This window comes from Pseudomonas sp. ML96 (assembly GCF_000761545.1).
Taxonomy (GTDB): domain Bacteria; phylum Pseudomonadota; class Gammaproteobacteria; order Pseudomonadales; family Pseudomonadaceae; genus Aquipseudomonas.
This window is the reverse complement of sequence record NZ_JPMY01000017.1, coordinates 18,822-39,369: the sequence shown is the minus strand read 5'-3', so window position 1 is coordinate 39,369 and position 20,548 is coordinate 18,822. Positions and strand designations below refer to the sequence as shown.

Sequence of the window (20,548 nt, the reverse complement as noted above, 5' to 3'; positions counted from 1 at the left end):
ACTCGCGACCCCGACCTTGGCAAGGTCGTGCTCTACCAACTGAGCTATTCCCGCAATGGCGTCCCCTAGGGGACTCGAACCCCTGTTACCGCCGTGAAAGGGCGGTGTCCTAGGCCACTAGACGAAGGGGACGTGGCCAGGAGCTTGTAACAGCATCCCAACTTTCATCGATTTGGCTTTCGCTAACTCGCTGAAAGTGGCGCGCATTCTATGGAGCCTTTCAGGGAGCGTCAACCCTCAATCAAAACTTTTTTTAAATCAAAGACTTCGATGCGGAAATTGACAAGGTGCTATCAGCGTAATGGCTAACACACTACACTCGGGGAAAAAGAAGCGCATCGGGAGGTTTCAGGGTGTCCCCAATCGTTATCACCGCGCTGATAGTCGCCGGTATCGTGGTGCTGTTCTCCATTGCCTACATCAACCATATGGTGGAAAACAGCAAACTGGAGAAGGCCCGCCTCAAGGCCGACCTCAGTGACCGAGTCCGTCGCGCCCGCGACGTCTCCGAGAGCATGCCTGGGCAACTGATGAGTCCTGCCCTCAAGCTCATGCTCAGCCGCCTGGAATTGCAGCTCGGTGATCGCCTGCTGCAACTCGACAAGCAGAACAGCAATCTGAGAACCCGCCTCGCCGAACTGCGCGAGATGGTCGCCAAGGGCGACGACATTCCAGTACGCAACCCGCCGCAGCAGATCCTGAACGAAGCCAAAGCCAAGGACGTGCGCTTCATCCTGGAGAATCTCCACGGCCAGATCACCCGCGCCGCCCAGGAGCACGTCCTGCAGGCCGCCGAGGCCAAGCGCTGGCTCGGCGAGATCCGCCACATGCTGGTACAGCTGCATTTCGAGTTCTTCAGCAACTTGGGCCAGCACTCCATGCAGCAGGGCCAGCCCGGCCAGGCCCGCCTGGCCTACGAGCGCGGCGTGCAGTACCTGCGCAAGCAGCCCGATGCGGGTCGCTACAAGGCGCAACTGCAACAGCTGGAGGAATCGCTGGCCCGCGCCAACGCCGTGGTACTGGAGAAGGCCAAACCGGCCGTCACGGAAACCAGCGAGCTGGACGAAGGCCTCAAGTCGCTCGGTGAAGACGACTGGAAGAAGAAGAACATCTACGACTAAGCGTCCGTACCGCTCATCCATAAAAAAGCCCGGCACAGACCGGGCTTTCTGGTTTCCAGGCGCCGATCAGCAGTCGGTCAGGCGCAGGAAAATCTCTGCCAGACGCTCGATGCCGGCCTGATCCTCGGTGCTGAAACGCGCCAGGCTCGGGCTGTCGAGGTCGAGTACGCCGATCAGACGCTCATCCTTGACCAGCGGCACCACCAACTCGCTGTTGGAAGCGCTATCGCAGGCGATGTGGCCTGGGAAGGCGTGTACATCCTCGACCCTCTGAGTCTGCCGGCTGCTCGCAGCAGCTCCGCACACACCCCGGCCGAAGGGAATGCGCACACAGGCCACCTTGCCCTGGAAGGGCCCCAGCACCAGCTGTTCTTCCTTGTTGAGGTAGAAACCGGCCCAGTTGAGATCGCCCAACTCATGGAACAGGAAGGCGGAGAACTGCGCGGCATTGGCGACGAAGTCACGCTCGTCGGCCAGCAGCGATTCCAGCTGCGCGGCCAGCAGCTCGTAACCTTCGCGGCCCTGCCCCGCCTGTTGCAGATCGATCATGGCTGCACCTCCATCAGACGCTGGCCGACCCAGCTGCGGGCGAACTGGTAGGCGCAGCGGCCATTGCGATTGCCACGTCCCAGCGCCCAGCGAATGGCCAAGATCTCCAGGTCATGGTCCCACTGCCACTGCAAGCCCGCCTGGGCTGCCAGCACGCCGACCCAGTGGCGCACCACGGCGAGGAAATGGTCCTGGGTAAAGGGATAGAAGGAGATCCACAGACCGAAACGGTCGGACAGCGCAATCTTGTCCTCGATCGCCTCGCTCGGGTGCAGCTCGCCATCGACCATGCGGCTGTCGAGGTTGTCGCTCTCCCTCTCCGGCACCAGATGCCGGCGATTGGAGGTGGCGTAAAGCAGCACGTTATCCGGCGCCCGCTCCAGCGAGCCATCGAGCACGCTCTTCAGAACCCGGTAGTCGCCCTCGCCGGATTCGAAGGACAGGTCGTCGCAGAACAGCACGAAACGCTGCGGCAGACCGGCCAGTGCTTCTACCACCCTGGGCAAATCGGCCAGATGGTCACGCTCGATCTCGATCAGGCGCAGACCGGAGCCGGCGTGCTCGGCCAGCAGCGCCCGCACCAGCGATGACTTGCCGGTACCACGCGCGCCCCAGAGCAAGGCGTGGTTGGCCGGCAGGCCGGCGACGAACTGGCGGGTGTTGCGCGCCAGCTGTTCGCGCTGGGTGTCCACCCCGACCAGGTCGGACAGGCTCAGGTCCAGGCTAACCCGCAGCGCCTGCAGGTAGCCGCTGCGCCCCTCGCGCTGCCAGCGCGCGGCAATCACCGAGTTCCAGTCCAGGTCCAGCCGCGGTGCCGGCAGCAGCGGCTCGATGCGCTCCAGTACCGCATCGGCCCGCTGCAGAAAACTGTTCAAACGAGAATCCACGACAAACTCCTCATCTCCACCACTGCCGATCATCCGGCGCTATGGGCTATGCTTGGCAAGGCCTCAAACCAAGGATTCCGCCGCCCCGCAGATGGATATTTCCCTGACCCATCGCCTGTCGTTCAAACAGGCCAAACTGACGGTACTGGCGGCCTTCATCCTGGGAACCCTGCTGAGCCTCATCCAGGTCGGACTGGATTATGCCAGCGAAGACGCCTCCATCGACCGGGAAATCCACTCGCTGCTGGAAATCAGCCACAACCCGGCTGCGCGCATTTCCTACAACATCGACGCCGAACTGGCCCAGGAGCTGGTGCTCGGCCTGCTGCGCTCACCGGCGGTGATGCGCGCCGAGATCATCGACAACAGCGGGTTGGTGCTGGCCTCGGTCAACAAACCGCCGGTAGACAGCCGCTATCGGGTATTCAGCGACTTCATGTTCGGTGAGCGTCGCCTGTTCGAAAATCCGCTGTTCGTCGACCATGCGCCCAACGAGCCGCTCGGCGTGCTGCGCATCGAAGTGGACACCTATGCCTTCGGCAGCCACTTCCTGCGCCGCGCCATGCTCACTCTGCTCACTGGCTTCGCCCGCAGCCTGATGCTGTCGCTGATCCTGCTGGTGCTGTTCTACGCCATGCTGACCAAGCCGCTGGTCGGGGTGATCCGCGCCCTCAGCGACCGCGATCCGCGCCGCGACTTCAGCCCGGTGCCCTGCCCCAGCGGCCACGAGCGCGACGAGATCGGCACCCTGGTGGCGGTGACCAACCAGCAACTGGCCAACATCCACCAGGAAATCAGCCAACGGCGTGAGGCCGAGGACCGCCTGACCCAGTACCTCGGTGAGCTGGAGAACATCGTCTCCGCCCGTACTGCGGAGCTGAAGGCGACCAACGCCCGCCTGACCCACTCCAACCACGAGCTGGAGCAGGCGCGCAGCACCGCGCTGGAAATGGCCCAGGCCCGCGCCGCCTTCCTGGCCAACATGAGCCATGAGATCCGCACCCCGCTCAACGGCCTGCTGGGCATGCTGGCGCTGGCCCTGGATGGCAGCCTGAGCAACGAACAACGCCAACAGCTGTCGATCGCCCACGACTCCGGCAAGGTCCTGGTGGACCTGCTCAACGATATCCTCGACCTGTCCAAGTTCGAGGCCGGCCAACTGGAGCTGGAGCGCATTCCCTTCGACCTCGGCAACCTGGTGGAAGAAACCGCCAGCCTGCTGTCGCAGAACGTCGCGCCGAATGTCGAACTGACCTGCCTGATCGACCCACAGCTGCCAGCCCAGGTGCTGGGCGACCCGACGCGGGTACGGCAGATCGTCAGTAACCTGCTGTCCAACGCCCTCAAGTTCACCCGTAACGGGCGCGTCGACCTGCGCGTCAGCCCCTGCCCCACTGGCATCCGCCTGCTGGTCAACGACACCGGTATCGGCATCGCCGAGGACGCGCAGAAGCGCATCTTCCACCCCTTTATCCAGGCTGGCGCCGGCATCACCCGCCAGTTCGGTGGCACCGGTTTGGGCCTGGCCCTGACGCGCCGCCTGTGCGAGGCCATGGATGGCGAGCTGAACCTGCATTCGCGCGAGGGCATCGGCAGCCAGTTCAGCGCCAATCTGCCGCTCCACGCCCATACGCCGCCGCCACGCTGGCCGGGACTGCCAGGCAAGGTCGCCGCCATCTGCCCCGCCGGCAGCGGTCTGGCCGAGCTGTTCGATGGCTGGCTGCCCAACTGGGGGCTGAGTTATCAGCGACTGGAGAACATGGAAGCTCTGCAGCAGGCCGACCTGCTGATCTGTACCGACCCGGAACAGCTGCCGAAGCTGCGCCAACGCTTCGCGGGGCCGCTGCTGCTGGTATCGGCCTACGGCACCTTCATCCAGGGCGAACAGGCCGCAGCCCTGCTGCCCTTCGAGCAGCTGCCACGACCACTGTCGCGCGCCGCGTTGTACCAGAGCCTGCAGCGCCTGCTGCTGCCACATCAAAGTGGCGCGACCGAGCTGCAGGACAAGACGCCCAACCGCCCCCACCAGGCCCGCGTGCTGCTGGTCGAGGACAACCAGGTCAACCAGATGGTGGCCAAAGGCATGCTGGGCAAGCTGGGTTGCGAGGTCGCCGTCACCGCCCATGGCGGCGAGGCCATCGCCTACCTGGAGAAGCACCCAGTGGACCTGGTGCTGATGGACTGCAACATGCCGGTGATGGATGGCTACGAAGCCACCCGGCGTATCCGCCAGAGCGGCCAGTGGCCGGACCTGCCGATCATCGCCCTGACTGCCAACGCCCTGCCCGACGAGCGCGAGCGCTGCCAGGCCGCCGGCATGAACGACTATCTGGCCAAACCCTTCCGCCGCGAAGACCTGGCCACCCTGCTGGACAACTGGCTGCCACTCACGAGTGAGTCGTAACCAGCGCCAGTAGCTGGCCCAGGCTCTGGCGCAGGCCTTCCAGATCATCCATGTCGACACCGCTCTCGCACAGCAGGCGCTGCTTGAGCGGCAATACCCGCTCGCGCAGCGCCACGCCTGCATCGCTCAGTGCCAGGCGCAGCTCGCGCTCGTCGGCACTGGAGCGCTTGCGCTGCACCAGGCCGAGTTGCTCCAGACGCTTGAGCAGCGGCGTCAGGGTGCCGGAATCGAGCATCAGCCGCTCACCCAGCGCCTTGACCGTGGCCTGCTCCGGCGGGCGGGCCTGCCATTCCCAGAGCACCAGCATGACCAGGTACTGCGGGTAGGTCAGGCCCAGCTCGTCAAGCATCGGCTTGTAGGCGCGAATCACCGCGCGTGAGGCGGCGTAGAGCTTGAAGCACAGCTGGTTGTCCAGCAGCAGCTGCGCCTCGGCCTCAGGCAGGTCGATCATTTCAGCAGCGCTTCGATCTCGGAGCTCAGCTCTTCCGGCTTGGTGGTCGGGGCGAAGCGCTTGACCTCGGCGCCGTCGGCGCTGATCAGGAACTTGGTGAAGTTCCACTTGATGCCCTTGCTGCCGAGCAGGCCTGGTGCGCGCTGCTTGAGTTGCACGTACAGCGGATGGGCGTCGCTGCCGTTGACGTCGATCTTCTTGAACAGTGGGAAGCTGACGCCGAAGTTCAGCTCGCAGAACTCGCTGATCGCACCCTCGTCACCCGGCTCCTGCTTGCCGAACTGGTTGCAGGGGAAGCCCAGCACCACCAGGCCCTTGTCCTTGTACTGCTGCCAGATGCTCTCCAGGCCCTTGTACTGCGGAGTGAAGCCGCACTTGCTGGCGGTATTGACCACCAGCACGGCCTTGCCGCCGAAGTCCTTGAGCGTCTTCTGCTCGCCCTTGATGGTGGTAACCGGGATATCGAAAAGCTTGTCGCTCATGGCCTGTGGCTCCGCTAGCGGTGAATGTGCGAGGAATATAGCGAGCAATTCAATTGCGCACAATTTAATTGCCGTAAAAAGAGGCCCGCCGGTCGGCGAGCCTCGCTATCAACTCAGCGCGGAATCAGCTTCAGCGACACCGAATTGATGCAGTAGCGCAACCCGGTCGGCCGCGGACCATCGGGGAAGACGTGACCCAGGTGGGCATCGCACTTGCCGCACTTCACCTCGATGCGGTGCATGCCGTGGCTGAAGTCCTCCTTCTCGGTGATCACCTCGCCATTCACCGGCTGGAAATAGCTGGGCCAGCCGCTGCCGGAGTCGTACTTGGCGTCCGAGTCGAACAGCGCCTCACCGCAGCAGGCGCAGTGGTAGATGCCAGGCACCTTGCTGTCGTGGTACTCGCCAGTGAAGGCACGCTCGGTGCCGCCCAGCCGGCAGACATGGAACTGCGCGTCGGAGAGCTCGTCACGCCAGGCTTCCAGGGGTTTATCGATCTTTTCCATGGGGTACACCTCAGAGCAGGAAAAAAGCCCGGCAGCTACCTTTTCCGGGCACCGGGCCGCACGTATCATGCGTCCCTCTTTGGACGCCAGTCTTTCTGCCGCATTACAGCCGGCAAGGACGATTTTTCCCTGCGCCGCCAGCGGCATCTTCACATCGGGACACAGCATCATGCAGGTCAGCAAATCGAACAAGCTCGCCAACGTCTGCTACGACATCCGCGGACCGGTGCTCAAGCACGCCAAACGCCTGGAAGAGGAAGGCCATCGCATCCTCAAGCTGAACATCGGCAACCCGGCGCCGTTCGGTTTCGAAGCCCCGGAGGAAATCCTCCAGGACGTGATCCGCAACCTGCCCACCGCGCAAGGCTACAGCGATTCCAAGGGCCTGTTCAGCGCGCGCAAGGCGGTGATGCAGTACTACCAGCAGAAGCAGGTGGAAGGCGTCGGCATCGAGGACATCTACCTCGGCAACGGCGTGTCCGAGCTGATCGTGATGGCCATGCAGGCCCTGCTCAACAACGGTGACGAGGTACTGATCCCGGCGCCTGACTACCCGCTGTGGACCGCTGCAGTGGCTCTGTCCGGCGGCAAGCCGGTGCACTACCTGTGCGACGAGCAGGCTGGCTGGTTCCCCGACCTGGCCGACATGAAGGCCAAGATCAGCAGCAACACCAAGGCCATCGTGCTGATCAACCCGAACAACCCGACCGGCGCCGTGTATTCCAAGGAAGTACTGGAAGGCATCGTCGAGCTGGCGCGCCAGCACAACCTGGTGCTGTTCTCCGACGAGATCTACGACAAGATCCTCTACGACGAGGCCCAGCACATCTCCACCGCCTCGCTGGCGCCGGACGTGCTCTGCCTGACCTTCAACGGCCTGTCCAAGAGCTACCGCGTGGCCGGCTTCCGTTCCGGCTGGGTGGCCATCTCCGGTCCGAAACACCGCGCGCAGAGCTACATCGAGGGTCTGGATATCTTGGCCAACATGCGCCTGTGCGCCAACGTGCCGAGCCAGCACGCGATCCAGACCGCGCTGGGCGGCTACCAGAGCATCAATGACCTGGTGCTGCCGCAAGGCCGCCTGCTGGAGCAACGCAACCGCACCTGGGAACTGCTCAACGACATCCCCGGGGTCAGCTGCGTCAAGCCGATGGGCGCGCTGTACGCCTTCCCCAAGATCGATCCGAAGGTCTGCCCGATCCACAACGACGAGAAATTCGTTCTCGACCTGCTGCTCTCCGAGAAGCTGCTGATCGTCCAGGGCACCGCCTTCAACTGGCCATGGCCGGACCACTTCCGCGTGGTCACCCTGCCCCGCGTCGATGATCTGGAGCAGGCCATCGGCCGCATTGGCAACTTCCTCAAGTCCTACCGCCAGTAAAGCCGGCCATGGACCTGCAGATCGACGAGTTCTACAAGGATGCCGCCAGCGGCATGCTGGCGCTCTATCAGGCCTTCCCGCGCAAGGTGGCGCTGTATGTGGAAGACCTGATCGGCCGCGAGGAACCCGACGAATTCGGCCTGCCCAGCAAGCGTCACCAGGCCTGTCTAGGCGCCCTGCTGTGGCTGGCCGAGGAAGGTTACGTGCGCTTCGAGTCGACCATCGCCTACGACGCACTCGACCAGGCCGTACTCACCGAGAAGGGCTTCATGCGCCTGTCACGTGGTGTACCCCATGCTCTTCCCCAGGGCGACGCGCTGCCAGCCAGCGTGCGCCGCGTGCACGCCACCCTCGCCTGGCAGCTGCGCGACGCACTGAACCAGCAGAGCAGCGAAAAGGTCGCACGCCTTACTCGCCAGCTGTTCGAGAGCAGCCTGAGCCCGGCAAACGACATAGTTTGAAATAGTGCCTCGGTTGAAGGCACAGCGGCTCAACCTTATATAGCTCGCATACTTAGACCGTCTCTCGCCTGAGGAGAAGCTTTCCACCATGATGCGTATCGTATTGTTCCTGGCCACCAACCTGGCGGTGCTGTTGATCGCCAGCGTCACCCTGAAGCTGCTCGGGGTCGACCGCTTCACCGGCCAGAACTACGGCAGCCTGCTGATCTTCTGCGCCGTGTTCGGCTTCGTCGGCTCCTTCATCTCGCTGTTCATGTCCAAGTGGATGGCGAAGATGAGCACCGGCACCGAGATCATCACCCAGCCGCGCACCCGCCACGAACAGTGGCTGCTGCAGACCGTCGAAGAGCTGTCCCGCGATGCCGGCATCAAGATGCCGGAAGTGGGCATCTTCCCCGCCTACGAATCCAACGCCTTCGCCACCGGCTGGAACAAGAACGACGCCCTGGTGGCCGTCAGCCAGGGCCTGCTGGAGCGTTTCTCGCCCGATGAAGTGAAGGCAGTGCTGGCCCACGAAATCGGCCACGTGGCCAACGGCGACATGGTCACCCTGGCCATGATTCAGGGCGTGGTGAACACCTTCGTCATGTTCTTCGCGCGTATCTTCGGCAACTTCGTCGACAAGGCGATCCTGAAGAACGAAGGCGAAGGTCACGGCATTGGCTACATCGTCGCGACCATTTTCGCCGAGCTGGTACTGGGCATCCTGGCCAGCATCATCGTCATGTGGTTCTCCCGTCGCCGCGAGTTCAAGGCCGACGATGCCGGCGCCCGCCTGGCCGGTACTGGCGCCATGATCGCCGCCCTGGAGCGCCTGCGCGCCGAACAGGGCGTGCCGGTACACATGCCGAGCAGCATGACCGCCTTCGGCATCAACGGTGGCCTGAAGAACGGCCTCGCCGGCCTGCTGATGACCCACCCGCCGCTGGAAGACCGTATCGAGGCCCTGCGCCGCCGCGGCTGATAGCAGCGTCAATGAGAAAGGCGATCCACGGATCGCCTTTTTTATTGCCCGCGAAAAAGCTCGAACCTTGCAGCGCGCTCGCCAGTCGGAACCTGTAAGCCCAACCGCCTACGGGAGAAACACCATGGCCGTCTACCAATGGGACCTGATCGAACGCCTGCTGCATGAGGCTCAGAACTCCGCTGGCAAGCCCTTCGCCCCGCGCCAATACGCCGAAGAACTGGCCGGCGAGCTGGACCGCGCCGGTGAGCACATCGACAACCTCGACCACTTCCGCGCCGAATCCACACGCTACGAAGCGCAGCTGCTGGAGAACGGCTTCATCGAGCCACGCCCAGAGATTGATGGCGGCAACGGCGAGAACTTCGTCCTCACCCCACGCGGCGCGCAGTTGCTGAGCATGCTCGACAGCAGCATCCCCGGCAGCGAACACCCGCGTGAGGTGCTCGATGGCGCCGGCGAAGCGGCGCTGACGCCCGAGGTCTTCGACGAGCTGGCGGCCAAGGCCAACCTCGAAACCGAGCAGATATAGCCAACTATCTAGATAGGTATTTCCAGCTATTTATATTGGATTTAGATAGTTCAGGCGACCACCATAGGCAGCATCGTTTCGGAGGATTGTTCCATGCTGCCCGCCCTGTTCATTTCCCACGGCTCGCCCATGCTCGCCCTCGAGCCAGGCGCCAGCGGCCCCGCCCTGGCACGCCTGGCGGCGGAGCTGCCCAGGCCGCGCGCCATTCTGGTGGTGTCTGCGCATTGGGAAAGCCCCGAGCTGCGCATCGGTAGCTCGCCGCAACCCGCCACCTGGCATGACTTCGGCGGCTTCCCCGCGCCACTCTACGCGGTGCAATACCCCACACCTGGCGCCCCGGAACTAGCTATCGAAGTGCAACGCCTGCTCGGTGAAGCCGGTCTGAGCAGCAGCCTGGACCCGCAGCGCCCGCTGGATCATGGCGCCTGGGTGCCGCTGTCGCTGATGTACCCGCAGGCCGATATACCGGTGCTGCAGCTATCACTGCCCAGCCATGCCGGCCCGGAGCTGCAGGTACGCGTCGGCCAGGCCCTGGCAGCTCTGCGCGAACAGGGCGTGCTGTTGCTCGGCTCCGGCAGCATCACCCACAACCTGGGTGAGCTGGACTGGCGCGCCGGCCCCGAGGCGATAACGCCTTGGGCCGCCGAGTTCCGCGACTGGATGGTGGAGAAGCTGAGCGCAGACGACCGCCCCGCCCTGCTCGACTACCGCGCCCAGGCGCCCCACGCGCGGCGCAGTCACCCCAGCGACGAGCACCTGCTGCCGCTGTATTTCGCCCTCGGTGCCGGTGGCGAGTTCCATATCGAGCACAGCGGCTTCACCTATGGCGCTCTGGGCATGGATATCTACAGCTTCGCCTGACTAAGTCACCAACGCACCACGAGCGCAGCCCCCGCTGCGCTTTGCCCAGCCAGCCGTTAGAGTAGCGACACCCTCCCCAACAAGGACTGTTGCATGCTCGCCAAACTGCTGGTCACCGTAGGTATCGCCTTCTACGCCGTGGTGGTGCCGATCTTCGAGATCAACGCCAGCCACGTGTTCAATCCGCAATGGACCGGCCACGCGCGCCTGCACGAGGTCTGGCAGCTGGCGACCAACTGCGCGCTGGGCGCCTTCAGCCTGTGGCTGGTCTGGCTCCGGAACGAAATCCGCCTGAGCAGCCTGCTGACCCTGTTCGTCACCGGCGGCTTCCTGCTCGCCTACGCCCTGCGCCACAGCTATGACGGCTCCATGGTGCTGTCCGATGGCTCGGAGAAGATGATCTTCGGCATCAACCTGGGCCTGTTCGCCTACAGCCTGGCCATCGTCCTGGCCGCCGTGGCCGTACTGCTCGACCGTCGGCGAGCGCTTTAGTCGCAGGCAAGAAAAAGCCCCGCATGAGCGGGGCTTTTTCATTACGGCGCGGACTCAGTCCTCGCGGTAGCGGCGCAGCTTCAGGGCCTTGCCGGCAACGCGGGTGTCCTTGAGCTTGCCGAGCAGGCGATCCAGGCCGTCTTCCGACAGCTCGATCAGGCTGAAGGTCTCGCGGATCTGGATGCGGCCGATGGCGTCACGCTGCAGACCACCCTCGTTGAGGATGGCGCCCAGCAGGTTCTTCGCGGCGATGCCGTCGCGAGTACCCAGAGCGGTGCGGCAGCGCACTTTGCCTTCGCTCGGTGCGGCCATCGGGCGACGCTCACGGACTTCGCCACGCTCGCCACGATCGTAGGAACGCTCCGGACGGTCGCCATCACGCTCGCGACGCTCGCGCGGGGCACCAACGCCCGGCACCAGCGGCTGCTCGCGCTCGACGCTGGCCAGGTCGAGGGCCTGACCGTTGGTGACCTTCTTCAGCAGGGCCGCGGCCAGGGCACGCGGACTGCAGCCGATGTCGGCGATCAGCTGGTCGAGCAGCGCGCCATGGCTGGCTTCGGCCTCGGCGGTCAGCGGCGCCAGGCCGGCGGTGAGCTTCTTGATGCGGGCGTCCAGCACCTGCTGCGGGTTCGGCAGCTTGACCTCACCGACCTTCTGCCCGGTGACACGCTCGATCACCTGCAGCATGCGGCGCTCACGCGGAGTCACCAGCAGCAGGGCACGGCCTTCGCGACCGGCACGGCCGGTACGGCCGATACGGTGCACGTAGGACTCCGGGTCGTACGGCATGTCGACGTTGAGCACGTGGGTGATGCGCGGCACGTCGATACCACGGGCAGCGACGTCGGTAGCGACGACGATGTCCAGGCGGCCGTCTTTCAGCGACTCGATCACGCGTTCACGCTGGTTCTGGGCGATGTCGCCGTTCAGCGCGGCAGCCTTGTAGCCCTTGGCTTCCAGGGCGCCAGCCAGGTCCAGGGTGGCCTGCTTGGTACGCACGAAGGCGATCAGGGCGTCGAAGTCCTCGACTTCCAGCAGGCGGGTCACGGCGTTGATCTTCTGATCGGCGTGGATCATCAGATGCGCCTGCTCGATGCGCGACACGGTCTGGGTCTTGGCCGCGATCTTGACGTGCTTGGGCTCGCGCAGGTGCTTCTCGGCGATCTCGCGGATCGAGTGCGGCAGGGTCGCGGAGAACAGTACGCTCTGGCGGGTGGCCGGCATGGCCTGGAAGATCACTTCCAGGTCGTCCATGAAGCCGAGCTTGAGCATCTCGTCGGCCTCGTCCAGCACCAGGTGGCGGATGGTCGACAGCAGTTGGTCGTTGCGGCTCAGGTGGTCAACCAGGCGGCCCGGGGTGGCCACGATGATCTGCGCACCCATGCGCAGGGACTTCAGCTGCGGGCCCATGGGCGCGCCGCCGTACACAGCCACCACGGATACGCCGGGCAGCTGCTTGGAGTAGGTCTCGAACGCGGTGGCCACCTGCAGGGCCAGCTCGCGGGTCGGCGCCAGGATCAGCGCCTGCGGCTCGCGCTTGGCCGGGTCGATCTTGGACAGGATCGGCAGGGCGAAGGCGGCGGTCTTGCCGGTACCGGTCTGGGCCTGGCCGATCATGTCGTGGCCGGCCAGGATCATCGGAATGGCCTGGGCTTGGATGGGGGACGGCTCTTCGTAACCGACTGCGGTCAGCGCAGCGAGAATGGAAGGATGAAGGCCGAGATCGGCAAAGGTGCCGGTTTCCTGGGTCATGGGTCTGCCTCGAAAGTGCATCCGCAAAGACCCGAGTGGCAAAGGCTGCACGTGCCATGAAGGACCTTTTGGGTCAACCTGGCAGCCCTGCGATGGGGATTTGCGAAGACGTGATGGATTGAGCGTCAAGGATAGTCCGCAAGGGCGGACCAGCAGCGAAGCAGCGCTTCGGAGATGCTTACCTGAACGTGGCCGATTTTGGCCGGGCGCGAATCATACAGGAAAAAGCTGACTCCGGGGTGGGATTTTGCGCTACTCGGCCGAACGGTGCTTCAGCTGGCTGGGCGCAGCACGTCCAGCAGCGGCTGCAGGGAGTAGCCCAGGCGCGGTTTCAAAGCCTCGGCGCGGGCGGTCAGCCCCTCGACATCCAGCACCTGGTCGAGATCGGCCGGCACCAGCAGGGTGACGTTGCCCTCCTTGACCGGAATCTCCCAGTAGTGACGATGGAACAAGCCGCGCAGCAAGGCGGCGCCGAGCGGGCGGCCGTCGTCGGTGCCCCACTGGTTGATCACCAGCCAGCCACCGGGGTTGAGGCGCTTCTGGCAGTTTTCCAGGAAACGCCAGGCCAGGTGACCCGGCGCCGGGCCGGTGTCGGTATAGAGGTCGACGAAGATCAGGTCGGCGGACTCGGCGCTGTCGAGCAGCTCCAGGGCGTCGCCGATGCGCACGGTCAGGCGCGGATCGTCGGCCAGCCCCAGGTACTGCATGGCCAGGCGCGGCACGTCCGGGCGCAGCTCGATGACCTCGACATCATCCAGCTCGAGGAACTTCAGACAGGCCTGGGTCAGCGTGCCGCCGCCCAGGCCGAGGAACAGCGCCGACTCCGGCGCCTCGTGGCACAGCGCGCCGATCAGCATGGCACGGGTGTAGTCGTACTCCAGCCAGGCCGGGTCGCGGGTATAGGTGCAGCTCTGCTCGATGGCCTCGCCGAACTCGAGGAAGCGGTAGTCGCCGACCTCGAACACGCGAATCACGCCCCAGGCGTCGCGCACTTCTTCCAGCATGATCTCGTCGTGCAGCTCGCTCATTGGCCAAGCCCCTGGCGGAACTGCCCCGGCGTCATGCCGCTCCAGCGCCTGAAGGCCTTGGCGAACGAACTCTCGTCGGAGAAACCGAGGCCCTCGGCCACCTCGGCCACCCGTGGTGACTCGCGCAGGCGCTGCTCGGCCATCTGGTGCAGCACCTGATCGCGCAGCAGCTTGAAGCTGGTGCCCTCCTCGGCCAGCTTGCGGTTCAGATGGCGCCCGCTCAGTTCCAGGCGCTCGGCGACGCGCTCCTTGCCCCAGCGCGGCTGCTGGCGCAGCTGCTGCTGCACGCGCACCGCCAGGCTCTGCTGGCCGAGGCGCTCGAGCAGACTGTCGGCTAGGCCGCGCAGGTGTTCGCGCATCATCGGGTTGGCCTGGATCAGTGGTACCTCGAGGTCGGCGCGATCGAACAGCAGCGCGTTGTCCGCGCAGCCGAACTGCAGGGGGCAGCCGAGTAGCTCGATGTAACGCGCCTCGGCCGCCTGCGGCGCATGGGCGAAGTGCAGCTCCAGCGGCTGCACGCGCTCGCCGGTGATCCAGCGGCTCATGTGCGCCAGGCTGGCCAGCACCGCCTCCACGCGTTCCTCGCGACGCACCTGGTAATGCGGCTGGTAGCTCAGGCGCAGCTGCTCGCCCTCATCGTCGAGATGAAACTCACCGCCCTCGCCGATGATCGGGTAGTACTCCAGCAGGGCCTCCAGCGCCTCGCCCATAGTCTCGCAGCTCATCAGCAGCGCGCCGACCATGTCCAGGTGGCCGACCTGCAGGGCATTGCCCAGGCGCAGGCCGATCAGCGGGTCCTGGGCCGCGGCGCAGAAGGCCTCCCACAAGGCGTCCTGGCGGGCCAGCGGGATGCGCGCCTCATGACTCGGCTCGCGCAGCTCGGCCGCTAGCGGCAGGGCCAGGCGCTCGGCGGCCTGGAGGATGGCCTGGGCATAGTGGACGGTGACGGAAGGCGTGTTGCTCATGGGGTCCCGAATTAACCGGCGAAGGTCCTGATTGAGCCGTTACGGCGCGCGGGTGGCTGCATATGCTTGCGGAACATAACCAGAAAAACAATGAGTTGCCTTGCATGCATGCCATCATCGGTGCCGGCCCCATGGGGCTGGCCGCTGCGCGCCAGTTGCAGCGCCATGGTATCCCTTTCGTCGGCTTCGAACTGCATAGCGATGTCGGCGGCCTGTGGGATATCGCCAATCCACACAGCACCATGTACGAATCGGCGCACCTGATCTCGTCGAAGGGCATGACCCAGTTCGACGAATTCCCCATGGCCGATGCGGTGCCGCCCTACCCGCAGCACAGCCAGATCGGCCAGTACTTCCGCGACTACGCCGAGCACTTCGGCCTGCGCCAGCACTACCAGTTCGACACCCGCGTGGTGCGTCTGGAACGCCTGAGCAGCGGCTGGCGACTGGTCAGCGAGCAGGCCGGCAAGCAGCGCGAATGGCAGTTCGATGGTGTGCTGATCGCCAACGGCACCCTGCATACGCCCAACCAGCCGGCGCTGCCGGGCCAGTTCGACGGCGAGCTGCTGCACGCCTCGGCCTACAAGAATGCCGAGCTGTTCGCCGGCAAGCGCGTGCTGGTGATCGGCTGCGGCAACTCGGCCTGCGACATCGCCGTGGATGCCGTACACCGCGCCCAGTCGGTCGACCTGTCGGTACGCCGCGGTTACCACTTCCTGCCCAAGTTCATCCTCGGCAAGCCGACCGACACCTTCGGCGGCGCGATCAAGCTGCCGCGCCGGCTCAAGCAGATGGTCGACGGCCTGATGGTCCGCGCCCTGCTCGGCAAGCCCTCGCAGTACGGCCTGCCCGACCCGGACTACCGCCTGTACGAGTCGCACCCGGTGATGAACTCGCTGGTGCTGCACCATATCGGCCATGGCGATATCCAGCCGCGCGGCGACATTCGCGTAGTGAACGGCAAGCAGGTGACCTTCGCCAACGGCGACAGCGCCGAGTACGACCTGATCCTGCAGGCCACCGGCTACAAGCTCGACTACCCCTTTATCGACCGTTCCGAGCTGAACTGGCCGCTGGAGGCCGACGCCCCGCAGCTCTACCTCAACGTGTTCCACCCGCTGCACGACGACCTGTTCATGCTCGGCATGATCGAAGCCTCGGGCCTGGGTTGGCAGGGCCGCGCCGAGCAGGCCGAGCTGGTCGCCCTGGCCATTCTCCAGCAGCAACGCAACAGTGCCTCGGCCCGGCGCCTGCGCGACATCGTGCTGGAGCGTTCCGGCCAGCGCCTGGACGGCGGCTACGCCTACCTCAAGCTGCCGCGCATGGCCTACTACGTGCACAAGGACAGCTACCGCGCCGCGCTCAAGGCGCATATCGCCGAGCTGCGCCACGACCTTGCCCCCACCACCCAGACCGAGGAGCGGCTCGATGCCCAGCGTCAATATTGAGTTCTCGCCCTCGGCGATGATCGCCCTCAACGCCATTATCGCCTTGATGATGTTCGGCGTGTCCCTGGAGCTGCGTGCCGGCGATTTCAGCCGCATCCTGCGCGCGCCCAAGGCGCCGGTGATCGGCATGCTGGTGCAGTTCGTGCTGCTGCCGGCGGCCACCTGCGGCCTGACCCTGCTGCTGCCGATCGACCCGCAGCTGGCCCTGGGCATGATCCTGGTCGCCACCTGCCCCAGCGGTACCTTCTCCAACATCATGACCTGGCTGGCGCGCGGCAACGTCGCGGTGTCGGCCAGCGTCACCGCGGTGTCCAGCCTCACGGCCGGCATCTTCACCCCGCTCAACTTCGCTCTGTACGCCGGGCTCAATCCCAACACCCGTGCGCTGCTCACCGAGATCCATGTCGAGCCGCTGGACCTGCTAGCCATGGTGGTACTGGTGCTGATCCTGCCGATGCTCGCCGGCATGGCCCTGGGCAAGCGTCGCCCGCTGATCGCGCGCAAGCTGGAGAAGCCGTTGCGGCACTTCTCCCTGCTGGTGCTGCTGGCCTTCGTCGGCGGCGCCTTCGTGAAGAACTTCGACCAGTTCATCGAGCACTTCCACCTGTTCTTCTGGCTGGTGGTCACCCTCAACACCCTGGCCCTGGGCCTCGGCTACCTGTGCGCCAAGCTGTGGCGCCTGAATGACGCCGATGTGCGTGCGGTGACCCTGGAGAGCGGCATTCACAACTCGGCGCTGGGCATGGCGTTGATCTTCACCTTCTTCCCGCAGGCTGGCGGCATGCTGCTGATCGCCGCATTCTGGGGCTGTTGGCAATTGCTGGCCGGCCTGGTATTGGCCCTGCTGTGGGCGCGCCGCGCCCCGGCCGGCGCGGTCGCCGCCGAGGTGGCGCAATGAGCGTCAGCCTGATCACCGGCGCCGCCAGCGGTCTGGGCTGGGAGCTGGCCAAGGCCTGCCACGCCCGCGGCGACAGCCTGCTGCTCACCGACATCGACGCCGCCGGCCTGGCCGCGCGGGTGGCCGAACTCAACAGCGAGCGGGTCGAGGCGCTGTCCGGCGACATCACCGACCCGCTGCTGCACCGCCAACTGGTCGACGCCTGCCGCACCGTGTTCGGCCGCCTCGATCTGCTGATCAACAACGCCGGCATCACTCATCGCTCGCCAACCCTGCTGACCCGTCCCGAGGTGCTGCGCAAGGTCATGGCGGTGGACTACCACGCGCCGCTGGAGCTGACCCTGGCCGCCGCCAACCTGCTGCGCGAAAGCCGTGGCCAGGTCGCCGCCATCGGTTCCATGGCCGGCTGGATGCCGGTACTCGGTCGCGCCGGTTACTGCGCGGCGAAGAGCGCCCTGGCGCAGAGTTTCGAGGTGCTGCGCGCCGAGCTGGCGCAGGACGGCGTGAGCCTGCTGATGGTCTACCCGAGCTTCCTCGACACCCCCATCGACCGCAACGCCCTGGGCGCCGACGGCAAGCCCGCCGGCCACACCCGCTCGACCCTGGGCAGCGTGCGCAGCGCCGCCTGGATGGCCGAGGAAATCCTCAAGGCCCTGCAAAGCGGCCGCGAGCGCCTGTTCCCCGACCGTGGCAGCTGGCTGGCCAGCCTGCTCTGGCGCATCGCCCCGGGCCTGTACTACCAGCAGATGAGCCGCCGCTTCGCCGGCGAGCTGCCGCCACCAGGCAGCCGCCCAGTGGCGCTACAAGGCGAGCCGCAGCCGTGAGTGCATCCTACGCCTTGGGCGCCTTCATCCTGCTCGCCTACACCCTCGAGGCCGTCACCGGCTTTGGCAGCATCGTCATCGCCCTGTCGCTGGGTGCGCTGCTGCTGCCCATCGAGCAGCTACTGCCGGTACTGGTGCCACTGAACATCGGCATGACCGGCTACCTGGTGTGGCGCCACCGCGCGCAGATCGACCGCCGCCTGCTGCTCGGTACCATCCTGCCGGGCATGGTCGCCGGCACCGCGCTGGGCTACCTGCTGCTGCCTTATCTGGACGCGGCGCTGCTCAAGCGTGGCTTCGGCGTGCTGATCCTGTGGTTCGCCGGGCGCGAACTGTGGCGCCTGCGCCATGCCGCGGCGCTGCCGGTACGCCCGCAGTGGCTGACCCGCCTGCTCACCCTCGGAGCCGGCCTCAGCCACGGCCTGTTCGCCTCCGGCGGGCCGCTGCTGGTCTACGGCCTGGCCGGCACCACGCTGGACAAGGCACGCTTTCGCGCCACCCTGGTCAGCGTCTGGTTCACCTTGAACAGCCTGCTGACCGCCGCCTTCCTGGTCGACGGCCGCCTGCAACCGGCCCTGCCACAGGTGCTGGCCTACGCCCCGCTGCTGCTGGTCGGCCTGTGGCTGGGCGAACACCTGCACCGGCGCTTCGACGAACGCCACTTCCGTATCGCCATCTACGCCCTGCTGCTGGTCACCGGCACGCTGCTGCTCGCCCCCTGGAGCCTCGTATGAGCTACGACATCATCATCAAGAACGGTCTGTACTTCGACGGCAGCGGCGCGCCCGGCGTGCCGCGCCATATCGGCATCCGCAATGGCAAGGTCGACGCGGTCAGCCTCAGTCCGCTGGATGAGAGTGGCGCCGAGGTGCTCGATGCCGCCGGCAAGTGGGTCACCCCGGGCTTTCTGGAAATCCACTCGCACTATGACGCCGAGGTGATCGCCGCACCGGCGCTCAAAGAATCGGTACGCCACGGCGTGACCAGCGTGACCATCGGTTCCTGCTCGATCAGCATGGTGCTGGCTGACGCCGAGGACTGCTCGGACCTGTTCACCCGCGTCGAGGCCGTGCCGCGCGAATACGTGCTGCCGATCCTGCAGGAGAAGAAGACCTGGCGTGATGCCGCCGGCTACCGCGCCTTCTATGACCGGCTGGCACTGGGCCCCAATGTCAGCTCCTTCCTCGGCCACTCCGAGCTGCGCGTAGCGGTGATGGGCCTGGAGCGCGCCACCAGCGACGTGGTGCCGAGCGAGGCCGAGCTGCAACGTATGGAGCAGTTGCTGGAAGAGGCACTGGACGCCGGTTGCATCGGCCTCTCGGTGATGACCACGAGACTGGACAAGATGGACGGCGACCGCGCCTGGTCCAGCCCGCTGCCCTCGACCTTCGCCAGCTGGAAGGAGTTCTCGCGCCTGTTCGCCATCCTGCGTCGGCGTGGTGCGGTGATGCAGGGTGCGCCGAACGCAGTGACCAAGGTCAACGTGTTCGCCTTCCTCTGGCAGGCCCACGGCTGGTTCCGCACCCCGCTCAAGTGCTCGATGCTGACTGCCCTGGACCTCAAGTCGCAGCCGCTGCTGCACCGCTTCACCCGCTTCTCCGGCTGGTTGGCCAACCGCGTGCTGCGCGGCAACTTCCGCTGGCAGACCCTGCCGGCACCGTTCACCCTGCGCCTGGAAGGCCTCAACGTGAACGCCTTCGAGGAATTCGGCGCCGGCGAGATCCTGCGCAACATCAAGGACCCCGACGAGCTGTACGCCAAGGTGCTGGAACCGGAGTTCCGCGCCCTGTTCAAGAAGCAGGTCAAGGCCGTGCTGACTAAGGGCCTGTGGCACCGCGACTTCTCCGACTGCTGGGTGACCGAGTGCCCGGACGCCTCGATGGTCGGCAAGAACTTCAAGCAACTCGGCCAGGCCCGTGGCCTGGATGCGGTGGACGCCTACTTCGAGTTGGCCTGCCAGTACCGCGAGGCGCTGAAGTGGACCACCTGCTACGGCAACCAGCGCCTGCCGGTGATGCACAAGCTGCTGTCCAGCCCGTGGACCCAGCCGGGCTTCGCCGACTCCGGCGCGCATCTGCGTTCCATCGCCCAGTACAACTTCCCGCTGCGCTTCCTCAAGTACGTGCGTGACGCGCAACTGGCCGGCACCCCGTTCATGGAACTGGGCCAGGCCGTACGCCGCTGCAGTGGTGAGCTGGCCGACTTCATCGGCGTCGACGCCGGCTATATCCGCGTCGGCGACCGCGCCGACCTGGTCATCGTCAATCCCGCCGGGCTGACCGACGAACTCGATGACATGAGCGAGGCGCCCATGGAAGTGCTCGGCCTGGTGCGGGTGGTCAAACGTAACGACGACGCGGTGGATGCCACCCTGATCAACGGCCGCATCGCCTACCGGCGCGAGCAGGAATTCCCGGACGATCTGGGCAAGGCCCAGGGCTACGGGCGCTTCCTGCAAGGCCGCGATGTACAGCCACGCACGGCGCCGGTACGCGTCTTTCAGCCGGCAACCGCCTGAAGATTCATCCCTCGCCTCCCCCAT

Annotated in this window: 20 protein-coding genes, 1 tRNA gene and 1 pseudogene; 13 read left to right on the top strand and 9 right to left on the bottom strand. The window is 65.5% G+C overall.

The genetic code is table 11. The features are described from left to right. Positions 1–56: 56 nt before the first annotated feature. A tRNA-Glu gene (locus tag IP89_RS12620) sits at positions 57–132 on the bottom strand. 221 nt (positions 133–353) lie between these two features. On the opposite strand from IP89_RS12620, the gene IP89_RS12615 reads away from it, so the two are divergent. Then, entirely contained in the window at positions 354–1,121 is a 768-nt protein-coding gene (locus IP89_RS12615) for a hypothetical protein (RefSeq protein ID WP_043309889.1), read from the top strand. A gap of 66 nt (positions 1,122–1,187) precedes the next feature. Here IP89_RS12615 and IP89_RS12610 read toward each other — a convergent pair whose 3' ends face one another. Together IP89_RS12610 and IP89_RS12605 are read right to left on the bottom strand one after the other, a co-directional pair. After that, positions 1,188–1,670: a GAF domain-containing protein gene (locus IP89_RS12610; RefSeq protein ID WP_043309888.1), complete on the bottom strand. Its 483-nt coding sequence runs from the start codon at positions 1,668–1,670 to the stop codon at positions 1,188–1,190. After that, the gene (locus IP89_RS12605; RefSeq protein WP_043309887.1) at positions 1,667–2,557 is read right to left on the bottom strand and encodes an ATP-binding protein; all 891 of its coding nucleotides are present in this window, start codon (positions 2,555–2,557) and stop codon (positions 1,667–1,669) included. The genes IP89_RS12610 and IP89_RS12605 overlap by 4 nt, the downstream gene beginning before the upstream one ends. Positions 2,558–2,648: 91 nt before the next feature. Here IP89_RS12605 and IP89_RS12600 point away from each other — a divergent pair, with 91 nt between their 5' ends. After that, entirely contained in the window at positions 2,649–4,961 is a 2,313-nt protein-coding gene (locus IP89_RS12600; protein WP_043309886.1) for a response regulator, read from the top strand. Here IP89_RS12600 and IP89_RS12595 read toward each other — a convergent pair. The 3 genes from IP89_RS12595 to msrB form a co-directional block, all read right to left on the bottom strand. Continuing rightward, a complete protein-coding gene (locus tag IP89_RS12595; RefSeq protein WP_043309885.1) occupies positions 4,945–5,412 on the bottom strand; it encodes a MarR family winged helix-turn-helix transcriptional regulator in 468 nt (155 codons plus the stop codon). The two genes, IP89_RS12600 and IP89_RS12595, sit on opposite strands and share 17 nt — an antisense overlap. Next, entirely contained in the window at positions 5,409–5,894 is a 486-nt protein-coding gene (locus IP89_RS12590) for a glutathione peroxidase (protein WP_043309884.1), read from the bottom strand. Before IP89_RS12590 ends, IP89_RS12595 begins: the two co-directional genes overlap by 4 nt. Positions 5,895–6,007: 113 nt before the next feature. Further along, positions 6,008–6,400, bottom strand: coding sequence for a peptide-methionine (R)-S-oxide reductase MsrB (gene msrB, locus IP89_RS12585; RefSeq protein ID WP_043309883.1), 393 nt, complete (start codon positions 6,398–6,400; stop codon positions 6,008–6,010). A 169-nt stretch (positions 6,401–6,569) separates the two neighbouring features. On the opposite strand from msrB, the gene IP89_RS12580 reads away from it, so the two are divergent. From IP89_RS12580 to IP89_RS12555, 6 genes are all read left to right on the top strand, one after another. Then, positions 6,570–7,781 (top strand): pyridoxal phosphate-dependent aminotransferase, encoded by a 1,212-nt coding sequence (locus tag IP89_RS12580; RefSeq protein ID WP_043309882.1) that lies wholly within the window; start codon positions 6,570–6,572, stop codon positions 7,779–7,781. A gap of 8 nt (positions 7,782–7,789) precedes the next feature. After that, a complete protein-coding gene (locus tag IP89_RS12575; protein ID WP_043309881.1) occupies positions 7,790–8,242 on the top strand; it encodes a hypothetical protein in 453 nt (150 codons plus the stop codon). Positions 8,243–8,330: 88 nt separating this feature from the next. Continuing rightward, on the top strand, positions 8,331–9,206 hold the full coding sequence (gene htpX / locus IP89_RS12570; protein WP_043309880.1) for a protease HtpX: 876 nt from the start codon (positions 8,331–8,333) through the stop codon (positions 9,204–9,206). Between the two features lie 124 nt (positions 9,207–9,330). After that, on the top strand, positions 9,331–9,738 hold the full coding sequence (locus IP89_RS12565; protein WP_043309879.1) for a transcriptional regulator: 408 nt from the start codon (positions 9,331–9,333) through the stop codon (positions 9,736–9,738). Positions 9,739–9,831: 93 nt separating this feature from the next. Next, entirely contained in the window at positions 9,832–10,599 is a 768-nt protein-coding gene (locus IP89_RS12560; RefSeq protein WP_043309878.1) for a class III extradiol ring-cleavage dioxygenase, read from the top strand. Between the two features lie 93 nt (positions 10,600–10,692). Next, the gene (locus tag IP89_RS12555; RefSeq protein ID WP_043309877.1) at positions 10,693–11,091 is read left to right on the top strand and encodes a hypothetical protein; all 399 of its coding nucleotides are present in this window, start codon (positions 10,693–10,695) and stop codon (positions 11,089–11,091) included. 54 nt (positions 11,092–11,145) lie between these two features. Here the strand turns inward: IP89_RS12555 and IP89_RS12550 are convergent. The 3 genes and pseudogenes from IP89_RS12550 to IP89_RS12540 all read right to left on the bottom strand — a co-directional run bounded on the left by IP89_RS12550 (position 11,146) and on the right by IP89_RS12540 (position 14,836). Next, positions 11,146–12,920, bottom strand: a pseudogene (locus IP89_RS12550) (DEAD/DEAH box helicase). A 195-nt stretch (positions 12,921–13,115) separates the two neighbouring features. Then, complete coding sequence (locus tag IP89_RS12545; protein WP_043309875.1) at positions 13,116–13,871, bottom strand: spermidine synthase; 756 nt, start codon at positions 13,869–13,871, stop codon at positions 13,116–13,118. Continuing rightward, positions 13,868–14,836 carry an AraC family transcriptional regulator gene (locus IP89_RS12540; RefSeq protein ID WP_043309874.1) on the bottom strand — a complete coding sequence of 323 codons (969 nt, stop codon included), beginning with the start codon at positions 14,834–14,836 and terminating at the stop codon, positions 13,868–13,870. The genes IP89_RS12545 and IP89_RS12540 overlap by 4 nt, the downstream gene beginning before the upstream one ends. A 104-nt stretch (positions 14,837–14,940) precedes the next feature. On the opposite strand from IP89_RS12540, the gene IP89_RS12535 reads away from it, so the two are divergent. The 5 genes from IP89_RS12535 to IP89_RS12515 are packed head-to-tail and all read left to right on the top strand — an operon-like array spanning position 14,941 to position 20,524. Further along, positions 14,941–16,284, top strand: a complete 1,344-nt coding sequence (locus IP89_RS12535; protein WP_052081064.1) for an NAD(P)/FAD-dependent oxidoreductase — start codon at positions 14,941–14,943, stop codon at positions 16,282–16,284. Beyond that, entirely contained in the window at positions 16,265–17,182 is a 918-nt protein-coding gene (locus IP89_RS12530; RefSeq protein WP_043309873.1) for a bile acid:sodium symporter family protein, read from the top strand. The genes IP89_RS12535 and IP89_RS12530 overlap by 20 nt, the downstream gene beginning before the upstream one ends. Next, on the top strand, positions 17,179–18,006 hold the full coding sequence (locus IP89_RS12525) for an SDR family NAD(P)-dependent oxidoreductase (protein WP_052081063.1): 828 nt from the start codon (positions 17,179–17,181) through the stop codon (positions 18,004–18,006). Before IP89_RS12530 ends, IP89_RS12525 begins: the two co-directional genes overlap by 4 nt. Next, the gene (locus IP89_RS12520) at positions 18,003–18,740 is read left to right on the top strand and encodes a sulfite exporter TauE/SafE family protein (protein WP_043309872.1); all 738 of its coding nucleotides are present in this window, start codon (positions 18,003–18,005) and stop codon (positions 18,738–18,740) included. Before IP89_RS12525 ends, IP89_RS12520 begins: the two co-directional genes overlap by 4 nt. After that, on the top strand, positions 18,737–20,524 hold the full coding sequence (locus tag IP89_RS12515; protein WP_043309871.1) for an amidohydrolase family protein: 1,788 nt from the start codon (positions 18,737–18,739) through the stop codon (positions 20,522–20,524). Before IP89_RS12520 ends, IP89_RS12515 begins: the two co-directional genes overlap by 4 nt. The last annotated feature ends 24 nt before the right edge of the window (positions 20,525–20,548 follow it).